The 22848-nt window shown below is 67.7% G+C and carries 23 protein-coding genes and 1 tRNA gene; 12 read left to right on the top strand and 12 right to left on the bottom strand.

Annotated features, from left to right (window positions below; genetic code table 11):
* Nucleotides 1-13 precede the first annotated feature (13 nt).
* A complete protein-coding gene (gene lipB, locus BW981_RS11130) occupies nucleotides 14-718 on the bottom strand; it encodes a lipoyl(octanoyl) transferase LipB (RefSeq protein ID WP_076439112.1) in 705 nt (234 codons plus the stop codon).
* Between the two features lie 137 nt (nucleotides 719-855).
* Between lipB and BW981_RS11135 the strand changes: the two genes are divergently transcribed.
* From BW981_RS11135 to BW981_RS11170, 8 genes are all read left to right on the top strand, one after another.
* Nucleotides 856-1125: a FliM/FliN family flagellar motor switch protein gene (locus BW981_RS11135; RefSeq protein ID WP_076439114.1), complete on the top strand. Its 270-nt coding sequence runs from the start codon at nucleotides 856-858 to the stop codon at nucleotides 1123-1125.
* A gap of 134 nt (nucleotides 1126-1259) precedes the next feature.
* Nucleotides 1260-1344 (top strand) — tRNA-Leu (locus BW981_RS11140).
* 260 nt (nucleotides 1345-1604) lie between these two features.
* Nucleotides 1605-2564, top strand: a complete 960-nt coding sequence (locus tag BW981_RS11145; protein WP_076439116.1) for a glycoside hydrolase family 25 protein — start codon at nucleotides 1605-1607, stop codon at nucleotides 2562-2564.
* Between the two features lie 121 nt (nucleotides 2565-2685).
* A complete protein-coding gene (locus tag BW981_RS11150) occupies nucleotides 2686-3678 on the top strand; it encodes a glycoside hydrolase family 25 protein (RefSeq protein ID WP_083712317.1) in 993 nt (330 codons plus the stop codon).
* 73 nt (nucleotides 3679-3751) lie between these two features.
* On the top strand, nucleotides 3752-4756 hold the full coding sequence (locus tag BW981_RS11155; protein ID WP_076439120.1) for a CorA family divalent cation transporter: 1005 nt from the start codon (nucleotides 3752-3754) through the stop codon (nucleotides 4754-4756).
* A 131-nt stretch (nucleotides 4757-4887) separates the two neighbouring features.
* Nucleotides 4888-6060: an isovaleryl-CoA dehydrogenase gene (locus BW981_RS11160; RefSeq protein WP_076439122.1), complete on the top strand. Its 1173-nt coding sequence runs from the start codon at nucleotides 4888-4890 to the stop codon at nucleotides 6058-6060.
* A 165-nt stretch (nucleotides 6061-6225) separates the two neighbouring features.
* Nucleotides 6226-6741, top strand: coding sequence for a gamma-glutamylcyclotransferase family protein (locus BW981_RS11165; protein WP_076439123.1), 516 nt, complete (start codon nucleotides 6226-6228; stop codon nucleotides 6739-6741).
* Nucleotides 6742-6868: 127 nt separating this feature from the next.
* Nucleotides 6869-7381 (top strand): hypothetical protein, encoded by a 513-nt coding sequence (locus BW981_RS11170; protein WP_139333728.1) that lies wholly within the window; start codon nucleotides 6869-6871, stop codon nucleotides 7379-7381.
* Nucleotides 7382-7576: 195 nt separating this feature from the next.
* Here BW981_RS11170 and BW981_RS11175 read toward each other — a convergent pair whose 3' ends face one another.
* A complete protein-coding gene (locus tag BW981_RS11175; protein ID WP_076439125.1) occupies nucleotides 7577-9373 on the bottom strand; it encodes an ABC transporter ATP-binding protein in 1797 nt (598 codons plus the stop codon).
* A 274-nt stretch (nucleotides 9374-9647) separates the two neighbouring features.
* Complete coding sequence (locus tag BW981_RS23040; protein WP_175624098.1) at nucleotides 9648-9821, bottom strand: hypothetical protein; 174 nt, start codon at nucleotides 9819-9821, stop codon at nucleotides 9648-9650.
* A 122-nt stretch (nucleotides 9822-9943) separates the two neighbouring features.
* Between BW981_RS23040 and BW981_RS11180 the strand changes: the two genes are divergently transcribed.
* The gene (locus BW981_RS11180; protein ID WP_076439525.1) at nucleotides 9944-10654 is read left to right on the top strand and encodes a DUF599 domain-containing protein; all 711 of its coding nucleotides are present in this window, start codon (nucleotides 9944-9946) and stop codon (nucleotides 10652-10654) included.
* A complete protein-coding gene (locus BW981_RS11185; protein WP_076439126.1) occupies nucleotides 10651-10929 on the top strand; it encodes a DUF3253 domain-containing protein in 279 nt (92 codons plus the stop codon). Before BW981_RS11180 ends, BW981_RS11185 begins: the two co-directional genes overlap by 4 nt.
* A 4-nt stretch (nucleotides 10930-10933) precedes the next feature.
* Here BW981_RS11185 and BW981_RS11190 read toward each other — a convergent pair whose 3' ends face one another.
* From BW981_RS11190 to BW981_RS11205, 4 genes are all read right to left on the bottom strand, one after another.
* Nucleotides 10934-11722, bottom strand: coding sequence for a YdcF family protein (locus BW981_RS11190; protein ID WP_076439128.1), 789 nt, complete (start codon nucleotides 11720-11722; stop codon nucleotides 10934-10936).
* Nucleotides 11723-11871: 149 nt separating this feature from the next.
* Nucleotides 11872-12489 carry a glutathione S-transferase family protein gene (locus BW981_RS11195; protein ID WP_076439129.1) on the bottom strand — a complete coding sequence of 206 codons (618 nt, stop codon included), beginning with the start codon at nucleotides 12487-12489 and terminating at the stop codon, nucleotides 11872-11874.
* Between the two features lie 13 nt (nucleotides 12490-12502).
* On the bottom strand, nucleotides 12503-14503 hold the full coding sequence (locus BW981_RS11200) for an acetyl-CoA carboxylase biotin carboxylase subunit (protein WP_076439131.1): 2001 nt from the start codon (nucleotides 14501-14503) through the stop codon (nucleotides 12503-12505).
* Between the two features lie 135 nt (nucleotides 14504-14638).
* Nucleotides 14639-15076, bottom strand: coding sequence for a hypothetical protein (locus BW981_RS11205; RefSeq protein ID WP_076439132.1), 438 nt, complete (start codon nucleotides 15074-15076; stop codon nucleotides 14639-14641).
* A 316-nt stretch (nucleotides 15077-15392) separates the two neighbouring features.
* On the opposite strand from BW981_RS11205, the gene BW981_RS11210 reads away from it, so the two are divergent.
* A complete protein-coding gene (locus tag BW981_RS11210) occupies nucleotides 15393-16628 on the top strand; it encodes an MFS transporter (protein WP_076439135.1) in 1236 nt (411 codons plus the stop codon).
* 37 nt (nucleotides 16629-16665) lie between these two features.
* Here BW981_RS11210 and BW981_RS11215 read toward each other — a convergent pair whose 3' ends face one another.
* The 4 genes from BW981_RS11215 to BW981_RS22575 form a co-directional block, all read right to left on the bottom strand.
* Nucleotides 16666-17337 carry an HAD-IA family hydrolase gene (locus BW981_RS11215; RefSeq protein WP_076439137.1) on the bottom strand — a complete coding sequence of 224 codons (672 nt, stop codon included), beginning with the start codon at nucleotides 17335-17337 and terminating at the stop codon, nucleotides 16666-16668.
* A gap of 88 nt (nucleotides 17338-17425) precedes the next feature.
* Nucleotides 17426-17944, bottom strand: coding sequence for a hypothetical protein (locus BW981_RS11220; protein ID WP_139333729.1), 519 nt, complete (start codon nucleotides 17942-17944; stop codon nucleotides 17426-17428).
* A gap of 90 nt (nucleotides 17945-18034) precedes the next feature.
* A complete protein-coding gene (locus BW981_RS11225) occupies nucleotides 18035-19279 on the bottom strand; it encodes an RluA family pseudouridine synthase (RefSeq protein WP_076439527.1) in 1245 nt (414 codons plus the stop codon).
* A gap of 48 nt (nucleotides 19280-19327) precedes the next feature.
* Nucleotides 19328-19537, bottom strand: a complete 210-nt coding sequence (locus BW981_RS22575; protein WP_139333730.1) for a hypothetical protein — start codon at nucleotides 19535-19537, stop codon at nucleotides 19328-19330.
* A gap of 154 nt (nucleotides 19538-19691) precedes the next feature.
* Here BW981_RS22575 and BW981_RS11230 point away from each other — a divergent pair, with 154 nt between their 5' ends.
* On the top strand, nucleotides 19692-20999 hold the full coding sequence (locus BW981_RS11230; protein WP_076439141.1) for a hypothetical protein: 1308 nt from the start codon (nucleotides 19692-19694) through the stop codon (nucleotides 20997-20999).
* Between the two features lie 78 nt (nucleotides 21000-21077).
* Here the strand turns inward: BW981_RS11230 and BW981_RS11235 are convergent, their stop codons facing one another.
* Nucleotides 21078-22664: an ABC transporter substrate-binding protein gene (locus BW981_RS11235; RefSeq protein WP_076439143.1), complete on the bottom strand. Its 1587-nt coding sequence runs from the start codon at nucleotides 22662-22664 to the stop codon at nucleotides 21078-21080.
* Nucleotides 22665-22848: the final 184 nt, after the last annotated feature.

Genomic DNA, 22848 nt, shown 5'->3' on the forward strand with positions numbered 1-22848 from the left:
GATGGGCGCGGGGTCAGGCCGAAACGGTCGGGCCGAAGACGCGCTCGAAACTCTCCCGGAGCATCGAATCGACCTCCGGCATCGTCACCGGCAATCCGAGGTCGACGAGCGAGGTCACCCCATGACGGCTGACGCCGCAGGGCACGATGCCATCGAAATGCGTCAGGTCCGGATCCACGTTGAGCGAGATGCCGTGAAACGACACCCAGCGCCGGACACGGATGCCGATGGCTGCGATCTTGTCCTCGACCTCGGCGCCCTTCTCCGGCCGGCGCACCCAGACGCCGACGCGGTCCTCGCGTCGTTCGCCCCGGATGTTGGCCTCGTCGAGCGTGCCGATCAGCCAGCTTTCCAGCGCGGCGACGAAGCGGCGCAGATCGGGCTGCCGGCGCTTCAGGTCGAGCATGACATAGGCCACGCGCTGGCCGGGTCCGTGATAGGTGAACTGCCCGCCCCGACCGGAACGATGCACCGGAAATCGCTCGGGCGCGATCAGGTCCTCGTCCTTCGCGGATGTCCCGGCGGTGTAGAGCGGCGGGTGCTCGACCAGCCAGATCCGCTCCCGCGCCTGCCCGTCGGCGATCAGGGCCGCGCGCGCCTCCATCTCGGCGACCGCCGCGTCATAGCCGGTCAGCCCGTCGCTCACGACCCACTCGACCGGCTCGGAGCCGGGCTCCGGCAGGAAGGTGACCGCAAGGTCCTCGCGCAAATTCACCATGGCTTAACCATGTTCCGTTCAAGCTCGTCTTGTCGGTTCGATGACCGGCCGATCCCTGCGATGCCTCTTGCGCCCAAATCCGGCGGACAGGCAAGTTTCGTTGGTCGAATGTCGAAGTAGGGTCCCGGAGGCAGGGTTTGAAGGCCGATCTCGATCTCGTTCCCGTCGAGCTGACCGTCGTGCTGGGGCAGACGGAGATGCCGATCTACAAGCTGCTGCGACTCGGCCGCGGCGCGATCATCGAGCTCAATGCGAGCGAGACCGACGAGGTCCAGATTCTCGCCAACAACCATCCCTTCGCCAAGGGAATCGTCGTCGTCAGCGGCTCGAAGATCTCGGTCGAGATCACGCAGATGCTGAAGCGCCCCACCGTCTACACCATGCAGACGGTCGCCGAGGCCGCCTGAGCCCGTTTTTTCGCAGCTTTCGACGGAAAGCGAAGAAGCCGGCTCTTTTCCTCGCGCTTGCTCTTGTGGTCGCGGAATCGATTTGCTAGATCGACGCCGCTCCCGGTGGCTCTGCCCGCTGCCGGAACCGAGCTGCGGTCGTGGCGGAACTGGTAGACGCACTACCTTGAGGTGGTAGCGGGGAGACCCGTGGAGGTTCGAGTCCTCTCGACCGCACCAAATTCGGACGACAAGTCCCTGAAACGGCGACCCTCGCGGGTCGCCGTTTTCGTTTGCGCGCTGGCGCCCTGAAAAAGTCACGCAGCCCTGCCACTGGCGCCGTCACAGCCTGGACAAGATGCGGCTCAACGAGGCGCGGGGAGGCCGATTCGCAACCGCCCGACGCCAGGAGCCGAACGCATCCGCGGCTCGTCAGAACTTTGGTAACGTAAATCGGCCATTTCATAGTCACGACGAACCCGAGACGATCGCCCCGCCCGATGCTCCGCCTCCGCGCCCTGCCCTTCCTGGCCGCCGCCGCCTTCGCGATCATCGGAGGCTGCACCGCCATCGATCATCTCGGCGATGCGCGTCCCCATTCCGGCGTCGCGGAAGCGCACAGCTACCCGATCCACGGCATCGACATCTCGCGCTGGCAGGGGAACATCGACTGGGCTTCGGTCAAGGCTTCCGGCGTGCGCTTCGTCTACATGAAGGCGACCGAGGGCGGCGACCATGTCGACCCGTCCTTCCGGCGCAACTGGGAAGGGGCCCGCCAGGCCGGCATTGCGCGCGGTGCCTATCACTTCGTCTATTGGTGCCGCCCTGCCCATGAGCAGGCGATCTGGTTCAAGCAGCAGATCCCGAACGATCCCGACGCGCTGCCGCCGGTGCTCGACGTCGAATGGAACGGCCACTCGAAGACCTGTCCCCGGAAGGTCAGCCGCGAACTCGCGCTGGAGAAGATCCAGCTCATGCTCACCGAGCTGGAGCAGCTGACCGGCAAGAAGCCGGTGATCTACACCGACATCACCTTCCATCGGGAGGTCCTGGAAGGCCAGTTCAACGACTACCCCTACTGGATCCGCTCGACGGCGGCGAAGCCGGAGACGCGCTACAACAACCGGACCTGGTCGTTCTGGCAGTTCACCACCACCGGGCGCGTACCGGGAATCCGGGGCGACGTCGATCGCAACGCCTTCTTCGGCACCGAAAGCCAGTTCCATGGCTGGCGCCGCGGCGAGTTCGACATTGCGACCCGCCGCTGGGAGCGCCGCCAGCAGGAACAGCCGACGCCCGCTCCCGCCATGCCGGCGGCCCCGGCTCCCTCGCCCTTCACGCCCCCGGCCTCCTCCCCGCCCGACAATCTCGAGGAGGTGCCGGTGGCCCGCATGCCGGGCAGCGCGCCGGCCGTCGCGTCGGCCTTCCAGCCGCTCGGCGACCCCGAGGTGACCGACTGACCATCGCGTGCATGGCCGCGCCGGTTAACCAAACCTGAAAAACATCGATCGAAGCCCGCGCGACTCTAACGACCGCTTAACCGACATCTCCGCATCTGGACCTGTGATGCAGGAGAGCCACATGCCAGCGCGCGAGCTGACCACGCAGCAGAGCCCCCGGAAGCACCCTGTCGGCGCCGCCGCCGTGCTGGCCTTCCTCGCCACCCTCTTCTGCCTGGCGGAGCCATCGCTCGCCTACTACCCCAAGAAGGGCGACAGCGCCCCGCATCACGGCGTGCGCGATGCGCGCCGCAAGGTCATCCAGGGCATCGACGTCTCGCGCTGGCAGGGCGAGATCGACTGGGAAAAGGTCAAGGGTGCGGGCACGCGCTTCGCCTTCATCAAGGCGACCGAGGGCGGCGACCATCTCGATCCGAATTTCCGCCGCAACTGGGCCGAGGCGAAGCGGCACGGCATCCCGCGTAGCGCCTATCATTTCGTCTGGTGGTGCCGCTCGGCCAAGGATCAGGTCCGCTGGATCAAGAAGCACATCCCGCGCGACCCCGACGCGCTGCCGCCGGTGCTGGACGTCGAATGGCAGAACGGCTCGCAATGCGCCAAGCGCATTTCACGGCAGGAGGCGCTGGACAAGATCGAGGTGATGCTCAAGGGCCTGCGCGAGCACACCGGCAAGAAGCCGGTGATCTACACCGACATCAACTTCCATGAGGATATCCTGGAGGGGCAGTACAACGACCACCCCTACTGGCTGCGCTCCACCGCCGCTCCGCTGGCCAAGCGCTATGCCCGCGACCGTTGGGAATTCTGGCAGTTCACCACGACGGGCCGCGTGCCCGGCATCACCGGCGACGTCGACCGGAACGCCTTCTTCGGCACCGAGCGTGAGTTCGAGGCCTGGCGGCAGGGCCGCTTCGACATCGGCACCCGGACCTGGCACGGCGGCGGACCGAAGACCAAGGTCGCCAGCCGCATTCCGCCGGCAACGCCCGCCGGCCTGCGCGCGCCCAAGGGAGCCGGCGGAACCAAGCTGAAATTCGCGCCGCCCGGCCGCATCCCCGCCCGCACCGCCGATAACCGCGACGTCGAGCGTACCGGCACCGTCCGGCGCAACTGAACATCGCGCGGGAGTGTCACGCGCCTGTCATATCACCGTCGCCTTGTCCGGCCGATTTTGGAAGGCGGACGCGATGCCGAGTGACCAGCAGGGCGATCTTCAATCCCGCTACGGAATCATCTGGGCCTACCGCTTCGATGACGATGGTCGCCCTGCGCTTGTCGAGAGAGAGCTGCTGCCCGAACTGGCGCCGACGGAAGGCTTCGTCTGGCTCCATCTCGACCTGGTCCATACCCGCGCCCAGAGCTGGATCGGCGAACAGGACCTGCCGGATGCGGCGCAGGAGGTCTTCCTCTCTCAGGAGGCGCATCAGCGGCTCGACCATTCCGCCAGCCTCGCCTGGGGCGTCTCGCACGATCTGACCCGCGGTGTCGCCGAGAAGTCGGACAGCGTCGGCGCGCTGCGCTGGATCGTCGGCGAGCGCTTCCTGCTGACGGGCCGGCGCGAAGCGCTGCAGGCGATCCGCATGATGGCGGAGGCGCTGAATCGCGGTGAACCCGCCGAGAGCCCGAGCGTGCTCTTCGAGCAGATCATCGAGTACATCATCGACGACGTGACCGACAGCGTGGTGCGCCTCGTGGAGGAAACCGACACGGTCGAGGACCATATCCTGCTCGACAGGCTGCATAACGGGCCCGGCCGCGTCGGCTCGGTCAGGCGCACCGCCGTGCGGCTTCATCGCCAGCTCAGCGGGCTGCATGTCCTGTTCCGCCGCTTTGCCGAGACCCATTCCGGCCGCAGCGCGCCTGATGCGGTCAAGGCGACGGCGCTGCGCCTGCTCCAGCGCGTCGATACGCTGCATCACGACGTCCAGTCGGTGCAGGACCGGGCGCGACTGCTGCAGGACGAGATCGCGGCCCGTTCCGTCAGCCGCACCAACCGCCAGCTCTATGTGCTCTCGATCCTGACGGCGCTGTTCATGCCGGCGACCTTCATCACCGGCCTGTTCGGCATCAATGTGAAGGGCCTGCCCTGGGTCGAATCGGAGATCGGCGCCTTCAATGTCGCGCTGGCCTGCATCGGCGCTGCTGTTTTGACGCTCGTCATGCTGCGGCGGCGTGGCGTGATCGGCGACTGAATCGCGAAGACAAGGGCGGGCCTTCTGCCCAGCCGGACGTTGCGATTTTCGCACGCTCCGGCGCCGCGCGCTTCTGGGCTATGATGGGCGGCAGAACGGCCATAGTCGCCGCATAGCCCCGGGAGGTCTCCATGCTCGCCAACGCGCCCCGCCCCTTCGATTTCGATCTTGGCGAAACCGCCGACGCGATCCGCGACACCGTCCATGCCTTCGCCCAGGAAAAGATCGCCCCGCGCGCCGAGGAGATCGACCGCACCAACCAGTTCCCGCGCGATCTCTGGCCGCAAATGGGGGAGCTCGGCCTGCATGGCATCACGGTCGAGGAGGAACTGGGCGGTGCCGGCCTCGGCTATCTCGAGCACTGCGTCGCGGTGGAGGAGATTTCCCGCGCCTCGGCCTCGGTCGGTCTCTCCTACGGCGCCCATTCCAATCTCTGCATCAACCAGATCCGCCGCAACGGCAGCGAGGCGCAGAAGCGCAAATACCTGCCCAAGCTGATCTCCGGCGAGCATGTCGGCGCGCTTGCGATGTCCGAGCCGGGTGCGGGCTCCGACGTCGTCTCGATGAAGACGCGGGCCGAGAGGCGTGGTGACCGTTACGTCCTCAACGGCAACAAGATGTGGATCACCAACGGCCCGATCGCCGAGACGCTGGTGGTCTACGCCAAGACCGATCCGGAGGCCGGCTCGCGCGGCATCACCGCCTTCCTGATCGAGAAGGGGATGAAGGGCTTCTCGACCCACCAGAAGCTCGACAAGCTCGGCATGCGCGGCTCCGACACCTGCGAGCTCGTCTTCCAGGACTGCGAGGTGCCGGAGGAGAACGTGCTCGGCCAGGTCGGGCGCGGCGTCAACGTGCTGATGAGCGGGCTCGACTACGAGCGCGTGGTGCTGGCGGCCGGCCCGCTCGGCATCATGCAGGCGGCGCTCGACGTGGTGATGCCCTATGTCCACGAGCGCAAGCAGTTCGGCCAGAGCATCGGCGAGTTCCAGCTCGTCCAGGGCAAGCTCGCCGACATGTATGTCGCGCTGAACTCCTGCCGAGCCTATGTCTACGCCGTCGCCAAGGCCTGCGATCGCGGCCAGACCACGCGCGAGGACGCCGCCGGCGCGATCCTGCTCGCGGCCGAGAAGGCAACGCAGGTCGCGCTCGACGCCATCCAGCTGCTCGGCGGCAACGGCTACATCAACGACTACCCGACGGGGCGCCTGCTCCGCGACGCCAAGCTCTACGAGATCGGCGCCGGCACCAGCGAGATCCGGCGCATGCTGATCGGGCGGGAATTGTTTCAGAAGACGAAGTAGGATGAGAACACAACCACGTCGTCATTCCGGACAAGCCGCGAAGCGGCGCAGATCCGGAATCCATGCCTGAACTGTTCCGGCATGGAATCCCGGGTCTCCGCTTCGCTCCGCCCGGGATGACGGCGTCTTTGATCAGCCCCCTGCACGAAACACCAAGCCGCTTCCATGCCCCTCTACTTCGCCTACGGCCTCAACATGGACCCCGCCGGGATGGCGCAGCGCTGCCCGCGCGCCCGCGCGATTGGCCCGGCCCGGCTGCCGCGCCACCGCTTCATCGTCACGCGGGACGGCTACGCCTCGGTGACCCGCGATGCGCGCGAGGAGGTCCATGGCGTGCTCTGGGACTGCACGCTCGCCGACATCCGCGTGCTCGATAAGTTCGAGGACGTCGCCAGCGGCCTCTACGTCAAGATCAACCAGCCCGTGATCGTGCCGGGAGGGGCCAAGCGCGCGCTCATCTATATCGGCCGCTCGGGAGAGCCCGGAAAGCCGAAGCCAGGCTATATGGAGACCGTGATCGAAAGCGCCAAACACTGGTCCCTGCCAGAGAGTTATGTAGCCGGCTTGAATCGTTTTCTCAGCAAGCCGAATCTGGATGTGAAGTCGCTGAACCCGAGCGCGGGCGATCTCCCTCCGGGGCCGGTGAAGGGCGTGCGGCCGCGGGCGCTGGCGCCGAAGTGACGGCGCGTGTACCAAGCAAGCAGCCGGAACGGGCCAATGCTGCCGTGTGGCAAAGCTCCTGCCCATCCACGGTGATGGCGAACGAACACAGCAAAGTACTGATTTCAATCAGCCGCAAGGAGTGCCCGTGAACGCTGCTCGTGACTTCTTTCTCGACGGTCTCAGGCGGAAGTGGTGGGTTTGGCCGATGGCTGCAAGCGTTGGCTTTGTCGTATCCATCTCAAGCTGGAGGGACGGTGCGCGGATCCAGCAGATCGCGGTCGAAGGCATCAAGGCGCAGGCCTCCGTCGAAAGGATCTCCCGAAAGCGCACACGCAGTGGAACCGAGTACGCATTGGACCTAGCCTGGACAGACACCGCCGGCCAACCGCGAAAGGCCGCGACGGTCTCAATCTCAGGGCACCTGGCACAACGCATCCTTCCCAATGACAAGCTGGCGGTGGACACGCTGCCCGTCCGATACCTACCCGGCGAAACGTCCGAATCCAGCGCCGTCCTCGAGGATGACGCTGAAACTCAGCGCAAGCATCAGGACGTTCTGACCAACTGGGGAATTGCCTTGAGCGCGGTCGGGCTCAGTGGGTTGGCCGTAATCTTTTTCATTAGGCGGCGGCATGTCGTGAGCAAGGAAACGGCCTGACGAGACGACGCGCCACTGGGGGAGGCGCCGGGGTGAGGTGCGGTCACTTGCCGCTGCGAAAGAGGATGGCAGCGCGAAGCGCTGACGGATGAGGGCAGAACCACACCGGACAAAGGAAAAGGGCCGCTCGCACGGCCCTTCCCTCATCCGTCTGCTCCGCAGACACCTTCTCCCCCCGAGGAGAGAAGGACATCGCTACATCGCCAGCCCCTTGGCCAGTTCGCTGACCTGCTTCTCGAACAGCCCGCGATAGGCGCCGTTCTCCTTGGTCAGCAGCGCCTCGTGCGGCCCCTCCTCCACCACCCGGCCGCGGTCGAAGACCAGGATCCGGTCCATCGCCCGCACCGTCGAGAGCCGGTGCGCGATCACGATGGTGGTGCGGCCTTCCATCAGCCGCTCCACCGCCTGCTGGATCAGCGCCTCCGATTCCGAATCGAGGCTGGAGGTCGCCTCGTCCAGGATCAGGATCGGTGCATCCGCCAGGAAGGCGCGCGCGAGCGCGACGCGCTGGCGCTCGCCGCCGGAGAGCTTGATGCCGCGCTCGCCAACGAGCGTGGCATAGCCCTTGGGCAGGCGCATGATGAACTCATGCGCATTGGCGAGCCGCGCCGCCTGCTCGATCTGCGCCATCGAGGCCCCGGGCCGGCCATAGGCGATGTTCTCCGCCAGCGAGCGGTGGAACAGCACCGGCTCCTGCTGCACGATCGCGATCTGCCGGCGCAGGCTCTCCTGCGTCACGGCCGCGATGTCCTGCCCGTCGATCGCGATGCGTCCGCCCGTGACGTCGTAGAGCCGCTGCACGAGCTTGACGAAGGTCGTCTTGCCCGAGCCGGAGCGCCCGACGAGCCCCACCTTCTCGCCGCCGCGAATGGTCAGCGAGAAGTCGCGATAGAGCGGGTCGGCATGGCCGCCATAGTGGAAGGTCACGCCATCGAAGGCGATTTCGCCCGCCGTCACGCCCATCTCCCGAGCGGCCTTCCGATCCGGGACGCCATAGGGAAGATCGTGCATCGCGACGAGCTCCTCCATGTCGTTGACCGAGCGCTGCAGGTTGTGGATGTGCTGGCCGACATCGCGCAGATAGCCATGCACGACAGCGTAGGCCGTCAGCACGAAGGCGACGTCTCCTGCGCCGGCTCGCCCCTCGATCCACAGCCAGATCACCAGCCCGATCACGGCCGCGCGCAGGGCGAGCAGCACCGCCAGTTGCGCGGTCCCCGACCAGGTGCCGCGCAGCCAGCCGCGCCGTGTCCTCAGGCTCCATTTCGCCAGCACGGTCGCCAGCCTCAGATCCTCGCGGTTTTCGGCGCCATAGGCCTTGACCACGGGGTTGCAGGTGATGGCATCGGCCAGCGCCCCGCCGACGCGCGTGTCCCAAGCATTGCCGAGCCGCGAGGCAGGGGCGACATAGCGCAGCGAAAGCCCGAGCGTGAGCGCGATATAGGCGATCGCGCCAGCCGCCACGACCAGCCCCATCACCGGCCAGTGCCACGCCAGCACCACCGTCATGCCGAGCAGGATCACGAGCGAGGGCAGCAGCGCGATCAGGATCGTATCGGTCAGCAGGTCGAGCGCCCACATGCCGCGCGTGATCTTGCGCACCGTTGAGCCGGCAAAGTTGTTCGCATGCCAGTCCGTCGAGAAGCGCTGCAGCCGTGCGAAGGCCTCGCGCGCGACGTTGCCCATCGTGAACAGGGTCAGCCCCGTCAGGCCGACGAAGGCGAAATGCCGCCCCGCCACCGTCACGGCCGCGAGCGCCATCATCGCCGCAAGCGCGGCGAGCGCCATCGGCACCCCCTCGCCTGCTCCGACGGCAACGGCATCGACGAGCCGGCCGGCATAGAGCGGGATGAACAGTTCCGCGAGCGTCGCGGCGATGGTGACGCCTGCGATCCAGGCGACATAACCCGGCCGGCGCGCCCAATGCTGGAAGGTAAAGCCGAGAACGGCGCGGAACGGCTCCCGCCGCCCGGTCTTGAGATCGAGAGACATGATGTCATTCGGTGCGAGGCACCGACTCCAAATCAGGCGGAGACCGCGCCGAGGCGGGGCTCCGGAAAACGAACAGGTGTTGAAAGAAGGCTCTGGAGGCCGCCGGTGGCGGGCCTCGGGCGAGGCCGGCCTAGTGGCGGGCTGGTCGCATGGGAGGAGCGATGGTCATGAACGTCATTCAGCCCTCCCTTTCCTGAGTTGGAGCCAAGGCTGAAGAAGATGCCCGAGTTGACGCGGCAGCGCAAGTCGGGTCGCGCTGCGGTCGTGATGCCTCCTACCAGAACAGGGCGAGCAGCCGCAGCGCGATCACCAACAGGAAGGCGGCGATGACGGTTCCCATCACCTGCTGGCGCTTGGCGCGGTTGGGGAACTGCCGCGCCAGCAGCCGGCCGAGCGGCTTGCGGAAGATGAAGGCGGCGACCAGAAGGACGATGACGATATGGGACAAGGCGCTCTCGGGTCCTTCGACGTCGCAATGCGGTCTCGATCCGCTCGGCAATCTCTTGCTAGGGCATGGCCGACAGCGCAAGCTGCTTGCCTCGGCGGGCCATGGAATGGCAGAGCGGCGGCATGATCGGATTCACCAATCTCGACCTGATCGCGCTGGTCTTCTTCGGCGCCTCCTGGCTCGGCTATCACTATGCCGTCGAGCTCGGCCCGCACGCGGCCAAGAGCCTCAACATGCGGATGAACCTGCGCCGCGCCCGCTGGATTCGCGAATCGCTCGGCCGCGACAACCGCATCGTCGACACGCAGGTGATGAACGGCCTGCAGAACGGCACCGCCTTCTTCGCCTCGACCTCGATGATCGCGATCGGCGGCACCCTCGCCCTGCTGCAATCGGCCGAGCGCGTCGTCGCGATCTTCGCCGACTTGCCGCTGAACGGCACGCCGACACGCGGGGTGTGGGAGCTCAAGGTGATCGGGCTCGCGATGATCTTCGGCTACGCCTTCTTCAAATTTGCCTGGTCCTACCGGCTGTTCAACTACTGCGTCATCCTGATCGGCGCGCTGCCGCCCGCGCGCGGGCATGATCCGGAGGATGCGCAGCGGGCCGTCCACGAGACGGTCGAGATGAATCTCGCCGCCGGCCGTCACTTCAACCGCGGCCAGCGCGCCTTCTTCTTCGCGCTCGCCTATATGGGCTGGTTCCTCGGCCCGGTGAGTTTCATCCTCTTCACGGGCGCCGTGCTGGTCGCGATGTATCGCCGCCAGTTCGCCTCGGACGCGGCCCGCGTCTTCCGCTATCCGGGCAGCACCGGCCCGTCGGAAAAGCCATGAACGATCGCGAGACCGACCTCGAGACGGCGATGCTGCGGCTGGTGACGGAGCGCGGCGCCGGCAAGACCGTCTGCCCCTCGGAGGCCGCGCGGGCAGTGGGCGGAGACCACCCAGATGGCTGGGGCCCGCTGATGCAGCCGGCGCGAAAAGTCGCCGTGCGGCTGATGAAGGAGGGCCGCCTCGTGATCACCCGCAAGGGCCGGCCGGTCGACCCGGACGATTTTCGCGGCGTCTATCGGCTGAGGCTGCCGGATGGCACGCCTTCCGAGGACTGATGTCTCACGGTTTCGGAAAAAGCTCGTCGCTGTAGCCGGCGAGCCGGTAGGCCAGAAGCCCGACCCATTCCTTGAAGCCGTTATCGGCAATCTCGAGCGCACGCGGCGCACGGCTATAGGGACGCAGGAAATCGTCGGGCTTGCCGCGCGACCAGTAGTCGACTGGAAAGGCCTCGATCGGAAAGCCCGCCTTGCGGAACACACCGATGGCGCGGGGCATGTGCCAGGCGGAGGTCACGAGCAGCCAGCGCTCGCCGGGCTTGGGCTCGACGAGGCGGCGGGTGAAGGTGGCATTCTCCCAGGTGTTGCGGGACTTGTCCTCCATCACCAACCGCGCCGGTTCGAGGCCGAGCCCTTCGAACAGCCGGCGCGCGCCATCGGCCTCGGTGTACTGCACCGCCGAGACGAGATTGGCCGCTCCGCCGGTGAAGACGACCTTGGCCTGAGGATGCAGCCGCGCCAGTTCCACCGCCTTCGTCATGCGCGACGCCGAGGCATTGAGCACCACATCGCCACGGGCCATGCCGACCGCGCCGCCGAGCACGACGATGCCGGTCACCGGCCCCTTGGCCGCGTCCTGCTGCGGGAAGCGATCCTCCAGCGGGCGGATCACCGCGCGCGGCAGCGGACTGAAGGCCAGCAGGACCAGCACCGCCATCGCCACGGCGCCGAGCCACCGCGCGAGGCGGGCGAAGCGCGTGAAAGCCAGGACGGCGGCAAGCCCGGCGGCCAGGATCGCGCAATTGACCGGCGAGCCGAAGAACCAGACGATCTTGGACAGGACGAAGAACATCGCGGCTCCGCTGCGGCACCCGGCGGCAAGGCCGCGTCAGGCTCCATAGACCGCGAATGCTGACAGGCCGCTAACGCATCCGCTTACCGAGCGCTCGGGGCCCATCGGCGCCACGGGACCACACCCATGGCAGAGCGGCTTCCGAGCCCTCAGGCCACCGGCAGCGGCAAGGCGACTTGTGCCGCCGGCCGCGCCATGAGCGTCGCATACCACCGCTCGACCGACGGCCGCGCGATCCGCTCGACCGGCATGTTGAGCCAGCGATGGGCGCCGCAGCCGACCGTGATGTCGGCGACGCCGAAACGCTCGCCGCCGAGAAAGGGCCGGTCGGCGAGCTGGTCTTCGAGGATCGCGATCTTGGCCTCGGCGCGCGCGACCGCCGCCGCGATCTGCGCGGGCTCGGTATAGCCCGGCAGCTTGCGGACAGTGCCGAACAGCACTGGCGCCATCGCCGGCTGCAATTCGGAGAGCATCCAGTCCATCCAGCGCTCGGCCTGCGCCCGGCCGACCGGATCGGCGTCGATCAGCCCCTCGCCGTAGCGGGCGGCAAGATAGCGTACGATGGTGTTCGATTCCCACAAGGTGACGTCGCCGTCGCGCAGCACCGGGATCTGCCGGTTGGGGTTCATCGCGCCATAGTCCGGCGTGTCGAGCCCTCCGAACGGACCGCCGACATCGATGCGCTCGAACGCCTGCCCGACTTCGCCGGCAGCCCAGACCGCCTTCTGCACGTTGACCGAGCTCAGCCGGCCCCAGATCGTCAGCATCGGCGTCTCCCGCTCACGCGAATTCCATGATCACGGCATCGACGGCCAGCGAATCACCTTCCTTGGCGAGAATCTTGGCGATCGTCACGTCCTTCTCGGCGCGCAGCACGTTTTCCATCTTCATCGCCTCGACCATGGCCAGCGGCTCGCCGGCCTTGACCTCCTGGCCTTGGGTGACCGCGATCGACTTCACCAGCCCCGGCATCGGGCAGAGCAGCACCTTGCCCGTGTCAGCTGCGGCCTTCTCCGGCATCAGCGCGGCGAGCTCGGCTTCGCGCGGCGTGTAGACCCGCGCCTGCGCATAGGCGCCGGCATGGCCGAGCGAGACGCCGTTGAGAATCGGCCGCACCTGCGCTGCCACCTTCACCCCGTCCAGCGCGCCGTGCCAGACCGGCTCGCCCGGCACCCAGTCGCTGACGACGCTGATACTGCGCTCCGACAAGGCGACGGTGATCGCTTCGCCCTGCTCCGTGACCTCGCCCTCGAAGCGCTGCCCAGCGAGCTGGACGACGCGCTGGCGGTCGAAGGCGACCCTGCGCCAGCCCTCCATCTGCGCCGAGACGTTGCGCTTGCGCTGGTTCATCCGGTGGTCGCAGGCGATGGCGATCGCCGCCATGCGCAGCGCCGTCTCGCCCTGCGGCGCCGGCAGCGAGAAGCCCTCCGGAAACTCCTCCGCGATGAAGCCGGTCGAGAGGTTTCCGGCGATCCAGCGTGGATGCTGCATCACCGCTGCGACGAAGGGGATGTTGTGGCGGATGCCGTCGATGGCGAAGGCATCGAGCGCGCGCGACTGCGCCTTGATCGCCGCCTCGCGCGTCGGGGCATGGGTCACGAGCTTGGCGATCATCGGGTCGTAATAGATCGAGATCTCGCCGCCCTCGAAGACGCCGGTGTCGTTGCGCACCATCGCCTCGCCATCCGGCCCCTCGCTCGGCGGGCGGTAGGTGACCAGCCGCCCGGTCGAGGGCAGGAAGTTGCGGGTCGGATCCTCGGCATAGACCCTGGATTCGACCGCCCAGCCGTCGAGCTTCACATCCTCCTGCCGGATGGCGAGCGTCTCGCCATAGGCGACGCGGATCATCTGCTCGACGAGGTCGATGCCGGTGATCATCTCCGTCACCGGGTGCTCGACCTGGAGGCGGGTGTTCATCTCGAGGAAATAGAAGGACTTGTCCTGCCCGGCGACGAACTCGACCGTGCCGGCGGAATCGTAGTTGACCGCCTTGGCCAGCGCGACCGCCTGCTCGCCCATCGTCCTGCGGGTGGCCTCGTCGAGCAGTGGGGAAGGCGCCTCCTCCAGCACCTTCTGGTTGCGGCGCTGGATCGAGCATTCGCGCTCGCCGAGATAGATGACGTTGCCGTGCTTGTCGCCGAGGACCTGGATCTCGATATGGCGCGGATCGACGATGAACTTCTCGACGAAGACCCGGTCGTCGCCGAAGGACGACGCCGCTTCCGACTTCGCCCGCGCGAAGCCTTCTGCCACCTCGCCCGAAGAATGGGCGATGCGCATGCCCTTGCCACCGCCACCGGCCGAGGCCTTGATCATCACCGGATAGCCGATCTCATCGGCGATCGTGACGGCGTGCTCCGGGCTCTCGATGATGCCGAGGAAGCCCGGCACGGTCGAAACCTTGGCTGCGGCAGCCGCCTTCTTCGATTCGATCTTGTCGCCCATCGCGGCGATGGCGCCGGGATTGGGACCGATGAAGACGATGCCGTTATCCTTCAGCGCCTGGGCGAACGCCTCGCGCTCGGAGAGGAAGCCGTAGCCCGGATGAACGGCCTGCGCGCCCGTCTGCTTGCAGGCGGCGACGATCTTGTCGATCTGGAGATAGGATTCAGCGGCGGGCGCGGCGCCGATATGCACCGCTTCGTCGGCCATCTCGACATGCAGCGCGTCGCGGTCCGCGTCGGAATAGACGGCGACCGTCTGGATGCCCATGCGCCGTGCCGTCTTGATGACCCGGCAGGCGATCTCGCCCCGGTTCGCGATCAGGATCTTCGTGAACATGGGCGGCGGCCCCCGGCTTCGACCACATTGGAATAGCCGGGGTGTATGGGACACAGCAACCGGCGTCCACCGATGCGAAAGTCGTGGCCTCGCCTTTCCGATGTGCAGCGATGCGCAGATCGGGAAAGCGGCGGCTCAGCTCGCCAGCAGCATCCGCTGGGCGGAGGCGGCGACGGACTGGCCCGCGCCCTTGGCGAAGGCGAAGGCAAGGAGGGTCTCGTCGCAATGCTCGGCCTCGCGAGCGATCTCGAAGGCGATGCGCTGGGCCGTCGCCGTGGGCCCCTCGCCGACCGACAGCGTCGCGACCAGCCAATGCGCCTTGTCGCGATCGATCACGCCGGTCGGACGGTTCTCCCAGACCGCGAAGTCGACGACGAGCGCCACCAGATAATCCGAAAACGCAGCGCAGGCCTTCGGCACGGCACGGTCGAGGGCAATCAGCACATCCACCATGTCGCGTGTCATCACGGTGTCGCTCAAGATGTCATGCTGGAGAAGCTTGACGTCCTGATCGTCGATCGCGTGACAATCCATCACGCGATCGACGAATTCACGAAGCTCATGTCCCATCATCTTCGCACCTCTGTCCGGCGTTGTTTTGTGCCGGTGTTTCCCTGTTGTGGGAACACCATGAACCCGCGCCGGGCAGTAGGTGGTTAACGCGCAAAGCTGAACGGTTATTCAGGTTAAACGGTCCTGAGTCGATGTGGTTGCGGGGATATTACCGCGCAGGCCGTAGGCAGACACCGGGCGACGGCCCGCACGGGCGGGCCGATCGCGCGCGCCACTCGGAAGACCTCGTGCCGAGCCAGAAAGCGGGTGGCGGATCGGGGCCGCCGCCGAGCTTATCGCATCCTGTCGTTTCCAAAAGCCGCCGAGCGAGCCAGCCATGACCTCCCCCGCCCCGACCGCTCTGCCACCGGCCTTCCGCCGCATCGGCTGGTCCAATCTTGCCGCCCAGTTTTCCGAACAGATCGCGCTCGCGGCGGCGCCGCTGGCCGCCGTGCTCCTTCTTGGTGCGGGGGCGGCGGAAACCGGTTGGCTCCAGACCGCGCAGACCCTGCCGTTCCTGCTGCTCTCGATCCCCGCGGGGCTCGCTGTCGATCGCATGTCGCGGCGAGGGCTCATGGTCGGGGCGGAGGCAATCCGCGCTCTTTCGCTGCTCGCGATCCTGGCGTTGCTGGGCCTCGGCAACCTGTCCATGCCCTGGCTCGCGGCACTCGGCTTCCTCGGCGCGATCGGCACGGTCGTCTACAGCGTCGCGGCGCCCGCCCTTCTGCCGACACTCGTGCCACGCGCCCAGCTGGCCGCGGCCAACCGCTGGCTCGAGCTCGCCCGCAGCACCGCCTATGCCGGCGGGCCGGCGCTCGGCGGCGCCCTCGTCGGCTGGACCGGGGCACCGGCTGCCTATTCGCTGGCGACGACGCTGTCCGTCCTCGCGGTCATGCTGCTGGCGGGTCTGCCGCGAGAGCCCGCACAGCCCCATGCCAGGCGAAAGCTCGTGCATGACATCGCGGAGGGCGCCCGCTTCGTCGCAGGCCATGCGCTGCTGCGGCCGATCGTGCTGACCGCGATCCTCTTCAACACCGGCTGGTTCGTGCTGCAGGCCGTCTATGTCGCCTATGCCGTGCAGCACCTGGACATGAGCGCGACCGAGGTCGGTGTCTCGCTCGGCATCTATGGCGGCGGGATGGTACTCGGCGCCTTGGGCGCGCCCCTGCTCGCGTCCCGCATCTCCTTTGGTACGACGATCGCGATCGGCCCCCTCGCCGCCCTCTGCGCGGCAAGCGCGATGGCGCTGACGATCCATTGGCCGAGCCCGGCGCTCGCCTATCTCGGCTTCTTCCTGTTCGGGGCCGGCCCCGTGCTCTGGTCGATCACCACGATGACGCTGCGCCAGGCGGTGACACCATCGGGCATGCTCGGGCGGGTGTCCGCCTTGATCATGACCGCAACCTTCGGCACTCGCCCGCTCGGGGCCGCGATCGGCGCCCTGGTCGCCCAGCGCTTCGGCGCACCGGCATGCCTGCTGGTATCCCTCGCCGGCTTCGCGGCCCAGTTCCTCGTCATCATGGCCTCCAGGGTGCCGCAGCTCCGCGCAGTGCCCGACGCGGAGCCGGCGTGACAGCCCGCCAGCATCCGGAACCCGGCGGGAATGGACGTCAGTCGGTACCGGCCATGCCCAGCGCTGCCGGCAGCTCATCCATCCGCTGCAGCACATGCCGCGCGCCGAGCGCGACCAGGCTCGCCGCCGGCTGGAAGCCCCAGGACACCGCGACCGGGACCGCTCCGGCGGCAACCGCCATCTCGATGTCGAAGGAGCTGTCACCAACCATCGCCGTGCGCTCCGGCGAGGCGCCAGCCGCCGCCATCGCGTTCAGGATCATGCCGGGGTGCGGCTTGGACGGAGCATCGTCGGCTGATTGCACGACATGGAAGAGGTCCTCCCAGCCATGCCGCGCCACGATGAACTCCGCTCCCTTCCGCGACTTGCCGGTCGCGATACCGAGCTTCACGCCCGGCATTGCCCGGAGCGCCGCCATCGTCTCGGCCACTCCGGGAAAAAGCGGCTCATCCAGTGACGGGTCGGTCAGGGCCTGCTGACGCATCGCGGTGAACACCTCGCGATAGGTCTGCGTGAGCCTGTCGTCCGGGACCTCCAGCCCCGCAAGACGGGCCAGCGCGATATCGAGCGAGAGCCCGACGATGCCCAGCCCCGCCTCGCGGCCCGGATGCGGAATGCCGCAGCGTCCGAAGGTCTCGTATTGCGCACCGAGGATGATCGCCTCGGAGTTGATCAGCGTGCCGTCGAGATCGAAGATGATGAGGTCCATGCCGGCGCTTTAACCCGAACCTCGCGGCTCGGCCACCTCCGCATCGGCATGACGCCCTCCCATCCCCGCCTCGGCCGATCTCGCCGGCTCAGCCCCTGCCGTCGCGCGCACAGGCCTCGACGGCCTTGCGCAGATCCGTCCCGTCGAGCCCCTTGGCGCGCGCGTCCTTGCGGCACTCGGCCCGCTGCGCGAGGTCCGGACGCTTGCCGTTGAAGCAGGCCGTCAGCGCCGCGACGCGCTCCGATCCCTGCAGCCCCCGGCCATCGACCTCGTCCTTGCAAAGCTTCCGCGCCGCGACCGCGGTCGGCTTGCCGTCCCGCGTCAGGCCGTCCTTGGCGTAGAGCTGCACGCCCGGAAACTTGCCCTCCATGCACAGCCGCATCGCGGCCCGCAGGTCGTCACCGGAGAGCGCGACGTTCTCGGAAAGGCAATCCTGCCGGGCCTTGGCCCGCTCGGCGCGAGGAATCGGCCCTTCGGCCATCGGGGCCGCCGGAGCAGCCTGCGCCGCGATGGCGGCGGGCGCCGGCTTCGGCGCCGAGGCGCCTTGCGCCTGGGCCGCCCCGGCCAGCATCAGACACGACATGGATGCGATAACGATGGAACGCATGAGACCCTCCCTGCCCAAAAGAGAACATAGTTAGAACAGAATTGAATCTGTTCCGCAACTGTTCTCATACGGGCCGGCGAGGATTCGCCTCTACTCGTCCGGGGCCTCGACGATGGGATCGTAAGGCGCGTCGTCGAAGCCGAGCAGGTTCCAGCTCTGGCGCATATGTGGCGGCAACGGCGCGCTGACGTCGATCGTGCCCTTGCCGCGCGGATGCGGCACGACGATGCGCCGCGCCAGCAGATGCAGCTTGTTCTGGATGCCGCCGGGCAGCTCCCAGTTCTGGATGTTGAAATATTTCGGGTCGCCGACGATCGGATGGCCGATATGGGCCGCATGGGCGCGCAGCTGGTGGGTGCGCCCCGTCACCGGCTTCAGCGAGAGCCAGCCGAGCTTCTGTGCCGCCGTCTCGACCACGGCGTAATAGGTCACCGCATGCATGGCGCCGTCCTCGCCATGCTGGGCCACCGCCATGCGCTGGTCGCCGTCATAGGCCTCCTCCCGCGCGAGATAGGTGGAGATGCGTCCCTGCTTGACGCGGGGCACGCCGGCGACGAGAGCCCAATAGACCTTGCGGGCCGATCGCGAGCGGAAGGTCTTGGCCAGCGTCGCTGCAGCAAAACGCGACTTGGCGATGACGAGGCAACCTGCCGTATCCTTGTCGAGCCGATGGACGAGACGCGGCTTCTGCCCGTCCTTGTCGGTCAGCGCTGACAGCATCTGGTCGACATGGCGGGTCGTGCCCGATCCGCCCTGCACCGCCAGCCCCGCCGGCTTGTTGAGGACCATGACGTCGTCGTCCTCATAGAGCGTGATCGAGTGCAGGAAGCCGATCGTGTCGGCATCGGCCTTGTGGGAGCGCGGCCGCTCCGCCTGCTGCTCGAGCTTGAGCGGCGGGATGCGCACGGTCTGGCCTTCGGCGAGCCGGTCCTTGCTGTCGGCGCGCTTGCCATCGACGCGCAGCTCGCCCTTCCGGACGATGCGCTGGATGTGGCTGAAGGAGAGCTGCGGAAACCGGGTTTCGAGGAAGCGGTCGATCCGCATCTCGTTCTCGTCCGCCGTCACCACGAGCTGCTGAACGCCGGTCGCGAGAACCTGGGAGGCCTCGGCCTTCACCTCGGCGCGCGTGCGCTTGGGCGCCTCCGTGGCCCGTTCCGGGCGCGGAGCGCGAACCGGCTTCTCGCCGGCGACAATGGAGATGGCGCCTGGCTTCTTGCGCGCGGCGGCCTGCCGGCGCGCGTCATGGCTCGGCCGTTTGCCGCGCGGCGCATCCGCGACGGGCGCCCGGCCCTTGCGAGGGCCGTTGCCGCCCCTGCCTGTTCGATTGCTGGTCATGGCGTCGGCATAGAATGGCGGCGCGCCGCGCACAAACGAAATCCGCCGTCAGCGCCCCCGCCGCAGCCGGGGGACCACATAGAGTTCCACGGCAATGGTCAGCACCACGAAGACCAGCGCGATCGCAAACGCGATCACCCAATAGGCGACGTCGTCGGGCGAGACGAACCAGCCGGCGATCAGTGAGGGAACGATCAGCAGGAGACGTGCCAGCAGGGCCATGACCGGGTTCCACGAGAGCGGCGGATGAAAAGCCATCCTATGCCGGCCCGCGCCCGACCGGAACGACTTTGATGTCGGAATGCCGCGCTCACCTCGCCTCTGCATGGCGTCCGCGCCCTTGCGGGCGGGCGATGAAGCTGAAAGGTGTAGCCTCATGGAATCGGGATCGGCCGGGGGGCGACCGAAAGCAATGGGGCGGGCTGCCGAAGCCATCGGGACCGGGCGAAGCGGCCTGTACAGCTCGCTGCTCGCGCTGGCCGTCGCGGTGGCCAGCCTGCCTGGCGCCGCCGCCACGACGCGCCCGGCCAAAGCCAGAGCGCCTGAATTCGCCCGCAGCTGCCGGGTCGAGCCGCCGGATCTCGGGCCGGTGTGGCAGAGCGAGACAGCCCGGAAGAGCGCCGACGAGGATGACGAGGACGACGGAAAGCCGGACGGCAGCGCCGACTCGGACGGCGACGACGACGACGACACGGTTCCCGGGCTGATCGTTCCGGGCTCCGCCACCTGTCTCGCCATCTCGGGCACGGTGACGGCCGGGCTCCAGTTCGACAGTTACCGCGTGCCCAAGGCGGGCGATGCCGTTCCCCGCCCCAGCTTTTCCTGGCCGACCACCGCCAATCTGCGGATTGCCACCGCGCAGCTGCTTCCATCGGGCCTCTATGTCGGCACGGCTTTCGAGGTCTCCACCGCACCCGCCGCGGGACAGCCCGACACATCGACGATCCAGGAGGCGACGGTGAGCGTCGGCCCGATGCTGTTTGGCCTCGCCGGCTCCCGCTTCAGCTTCTGGACGGGCGAGGATTTCGCCTTCAGCGCCCGCTCGCCCGGTCGCAATGTCGGGCTGATCGCCTGGGAAAGGGACCTGACCGAGCGCTGGAACCTGGCGCTGGCGCTGGAGGACCCGACCGCGGCGACGACCACCAGCATCCCGGTCAGCCGGGGCCGCGTGCCCGATGGCGTCGCCCGCCTGGTCTATACGCAGGGCGCCCTCACCTTGCATCTCGCCGGCGCGCTGCGCGACGTGCCGGGCCAGCCGGCGAAGCTCGGCCGCGCCGGGATCGTGGGAGCAACCTACAAGGTCACGGCCCTCGGCCGGCCCGGCGAGGTCACCGCCCAGATCGCGCGGGCCGTCGATGCCGCCGCCTATATCGGCTCGTCGCTGGATACGACGATCGTGCGGCAGGTCCTGGCCCCGGCTGATTCCGCACGCGGCTTCTCGGCCGTCCTCGCCGCGAAGCGGGAATGGACCGACGAGCTGGCCAGCAATATCTATGTCAGCCGCTACCAGATCGCCGTGCCCTTCACCGATGCGAGCAAGGGCAAGCTGCGCATCGACCGGCTCAGCGCCAACCTCGTCTGGACGCCGGTGGAAGGCTTCAAGGCGGGTATCGAGGGCTCGATCGCGCAGACACGGGCCGCCTTTCAGAGCCGCGCCCTGCCCGCGACGATCGGCGGCCGGTTGCTCTCCGGCCAGATCTTCATCGAACGGTCGTTCTGAGGAGAGCTGGCAGCCGATCGCCGTCTCTCATCGCCTCGTCGGCCGCTCGCCCAATCAAGCCGCCAGGGGCCAGCGGCCTCAGCTCTTCCGGAGATTGGTGAAGACGGGGACGCCGCTCAGCATTCCCGTGATGCCTTTGCGGTAGGCGACAGGCTGGAAATACTGCCCAGCCGGGACATAAGGCACGTCCTGCATCGCCTGGATCTGGATTTTCGCGGCGATTGCCCGCTGCGCGACAAGGTCCGGCGCCTCGAGCCATTGCGCCCGCAACGCCTCGATCTCGGGGCTGGTCGGCCAGCCCGGGCTGGCCTTCGCGCCATTGCCGCGCAGCGGCGAATTGGTCGCCGGCGAGCCGAGATCCAGCCCCGACCAATAGGTGACATAGCAGCTCCAGCCGCCCGCTTCGACGGGGTCGCGCTTGGTGATGCGCTGCAGGACGGTGCCCCAGTCGGCGGCGACGAAATCGACATTCGCGCCGAGCTTGCGCAGCATGTCGGCCGCGACTTCCGCCACCTGCGAAATGCGCGGCACGTCCTGCCCCGAGAGAAAGACGATCCGCTCGCCCTTGTAGCCAGCGTCCGCCAACTCCCGTTTGAGTGCGGCATAGTCCTTCGGCGCCTTCAGCGCCTCGATGCCGGCGTCGTTCGCCATCGGCGAGCCGGACGGAAAGAACCCCATCGTCGAACGCCGCACCTCCGGATCGCCGCCGCAGACCGCGTCCATGCAGGCCGTCTGGTCGAGCGCCTTGAGGACCACGCGCCGGATCGCGGGATTGTTGAACGGCGCCTGCAGGTGATTGAGGCGGACCTGCCCCGCCATGCCGGTCGGGTCCTTGACCTCAACCACGATGTTCGGGTCCTTGCGGAGGATCGGCAGCATGTCGATCAGCGGCTGCTCGACCCAATCGACCTCGCCGGCCTGCAGCGCGCTCACCGCGGTCGCCGGATCGGGCATCACCGTGAATTCGACACGGTCGAGATAGGCGATGCGCGGCCCCGCGGTGAAGCTCGGCGTGCCGCTCGCGCGCGGCACATAGCCGGCATGGCGCGCATAGACATGCCGTGCGCCCGGAACCCGCTCCTCCTTCACATAACGGAACGGCCCGGAACCGATCGCCTCGGGAATCTGCTTGAACGGGTCGGTCTGCGCCAGATGCTCGGGCATGATCGCCGCGACGAGCGCGCTCGGCCGCGCCAGCGCCGCAGGCAGGTTCGGGAACGGCCTGTTCAGCCGGAAGACGATCGTGCGGTCGTCCGGCGCGGTGAGCTCGTCGGTCGCCGTCATCAGCGCCTGCCCGAACGTGTCCCGCGCGCCCCAGCGCTTGATCGAGGCGACCGCATCGCGCGCCAGAACCTTGCTGCCGTCATGGAAGACGAGACCGGGCCGCAGCGTCAGCGTCCAGCGCCTGCCGGCATCCTCGACGACATGTCCCTCGACCATTTGCGGCTGCGGCTGCAGCCTCTCGTCGAGGCCGTAGAGCGTATCCCACACCAGAAGCGCGTGGGTGCGGGTGGAGTAGCCGGTCGTCCAGATCGGGTCGATGATCGCGACGTCCGAATAGGGAACGAACCGCAGGGTCTGCCCGGCCTGCGCACGGGCTGCGCAAGGCAGAGACAGCATCGCGCCGGCTGCGGCCGAAGCCTTCAGGAACTGGCGTCTGTCCATTCCGATCACTCCCGGTGGCATCGGCGACCGCCCGGCCGCCAGCTTCGTCCACATTGCGATGGGAATGATGCAGAACCGGCGCCGGGCCTCAAGGGCCGGTCTGCCGCAATGCTGCGCGGCTGCGCCCGAATTTTGGCGGGATCGCTGAACTCTGCCCCGGATGGAGGCACCGGGTGCGGGGTCC

The organism is Allobosea sp. TND4EK4, from assembly GCF_900156025.1.
GTDB lineage: Bacteria > Pseudomonadota > Alphaproteobacteria > Rhizobiales > Beijerinckiaceae > Allobosea.

Coding starts and splice junctions, on each gene's coding strand:
- lipB (WP_076439112.1), bottom strand. CDS start 718: ATGGTGAATTTGCGCGAGGACCTTGCGGTCACCTTCCTGCCGGAGCCC.
- BW981_RS11145 (WP_076439116.1), top strand. CDS start 1,605: ATGCTCCGCCTCCGCGCCCTGCCCTTCCTGGCCGCCGCCGCCTTCGCG.
- BW981_RS11150 (WP_083712317.1), top strand. CDS start 2,686: ATGCCAGCGCGCGAGCTGACCACGCAGCAGAGCCCCCGGAAGCACCCT.
- BW981_RS11155 (WP_076439120.1), top strand. CDS start 3,752: ATGCCGAGTGACCAGCAGGGCGATCTTCAATCCCGCTACGGAATCATC.
- BW981_RS11160 (WP_076439122.1), top strand. CDS start 4,888: ATGCTCGCCAACGCGCCCCGCCCCTTCGATTTCGATCTTGGCGAAACC.
- BW981_RS11165 (WP_076439123.1), top strand. CDS start 6,226: ATGCCCCTCTACTTCGCCTACGGCCTCAACATGGACCCCGCCGGGATG.
- BW981_RS11175 (WP_076439125.1), bottom strand. CDS start 9,373: ATGTCTCTCGATCTCAAGACCGGGCGGCGGGAGCCGTTCCGCGCCGTT.
- BW981_RS11180 (WP_076439525.1), top strand. CDS start 9,944: ATGATCGGATTCACCAATCTCGACCTGATCGCGCTGGTCTTCTTCGGC.
- BW981_RS11185 (WP_076439126.1), top strand. CDS start 10,651: ATGAACGATCGCGAGACCGACCTCGAGACGGCGATGCTGCGGCTGGTG.
- BW981_RS11190 (WP_076439128.1), bottom strand. CDS start 11,722: ATGTTCTTCGTCCTGTCCAAGATCGTCTGGTTCTTCGGCTCGCCGGTC.
- BW981_RS11195 (WP_076439129.1), bottom strand. CDS start 12,489: ATGCTGACGATCTGGGGCCGGCTGAGCTCGGTCAACGTGCAGAAGGCG.
- BW981_RS11200 (WP_076439131.1), bottom strand. CDS start 14,503: ATGTTCACGAAGATCCTGATCGCGAACCGGGGCGAGATCGCCTGCCGG.
- BW981_RS11205 (WP_076439132.1), bottom strand. CDS start 15,076: ATGATGGGACATGAGCTTCGTGAATTCGTCGATCGCGTGATGGATTGT.
- BW981_RS11210 (WP_076439135.1), top strand. CDS start 15,393: ATGACCTCCCCCGCCCCGACCGCTCTGCCACCGGCCTTCCGCCGCATC.
- BW981_RS11215 (WP_076439137.1), bottom strand. CDS start 17,337: ATGGACCTCATCATCTTCGATCTCGACGGCACGCTGATCAACTCCGAG.
- BW981_RS11220 (WP_139333729.1), bottom strand. CDS start 17,944: ATGCGTTCCATCGTTATCGCATCCATGTCGTGTCTGATGCTGGCCGGG.
- BW981_RS11225 (WP_076439527.1), bottom strand. CDS start 19,279: ATGACCAGCAATCGAACAGGCAGGGGCGGCAACGGCCCTCGCAAGGGC.
- BW981_RS22575 (WP_139333730.1), bottom strand. CDS start 19,537: ATGGCTTTTCATCCGCCGCTCTCGTGGAACCCGGTCATGGCCCTGCTG.
- BW981_RS11230 (WP_076439141.1), top strand. CDS start 19,692: ATGGGGCGGGCTGCCGAAGCCATCGGGACCGGGCGAAGCGGCCTGTAC.
- BW981_RS11235 (WP_076439143.1), bottom strand. CDS start 22,664: ATGGACAGACGCCAGTTCCTGAAGGCTTCGGCCGCAGCCGGCGCGATG.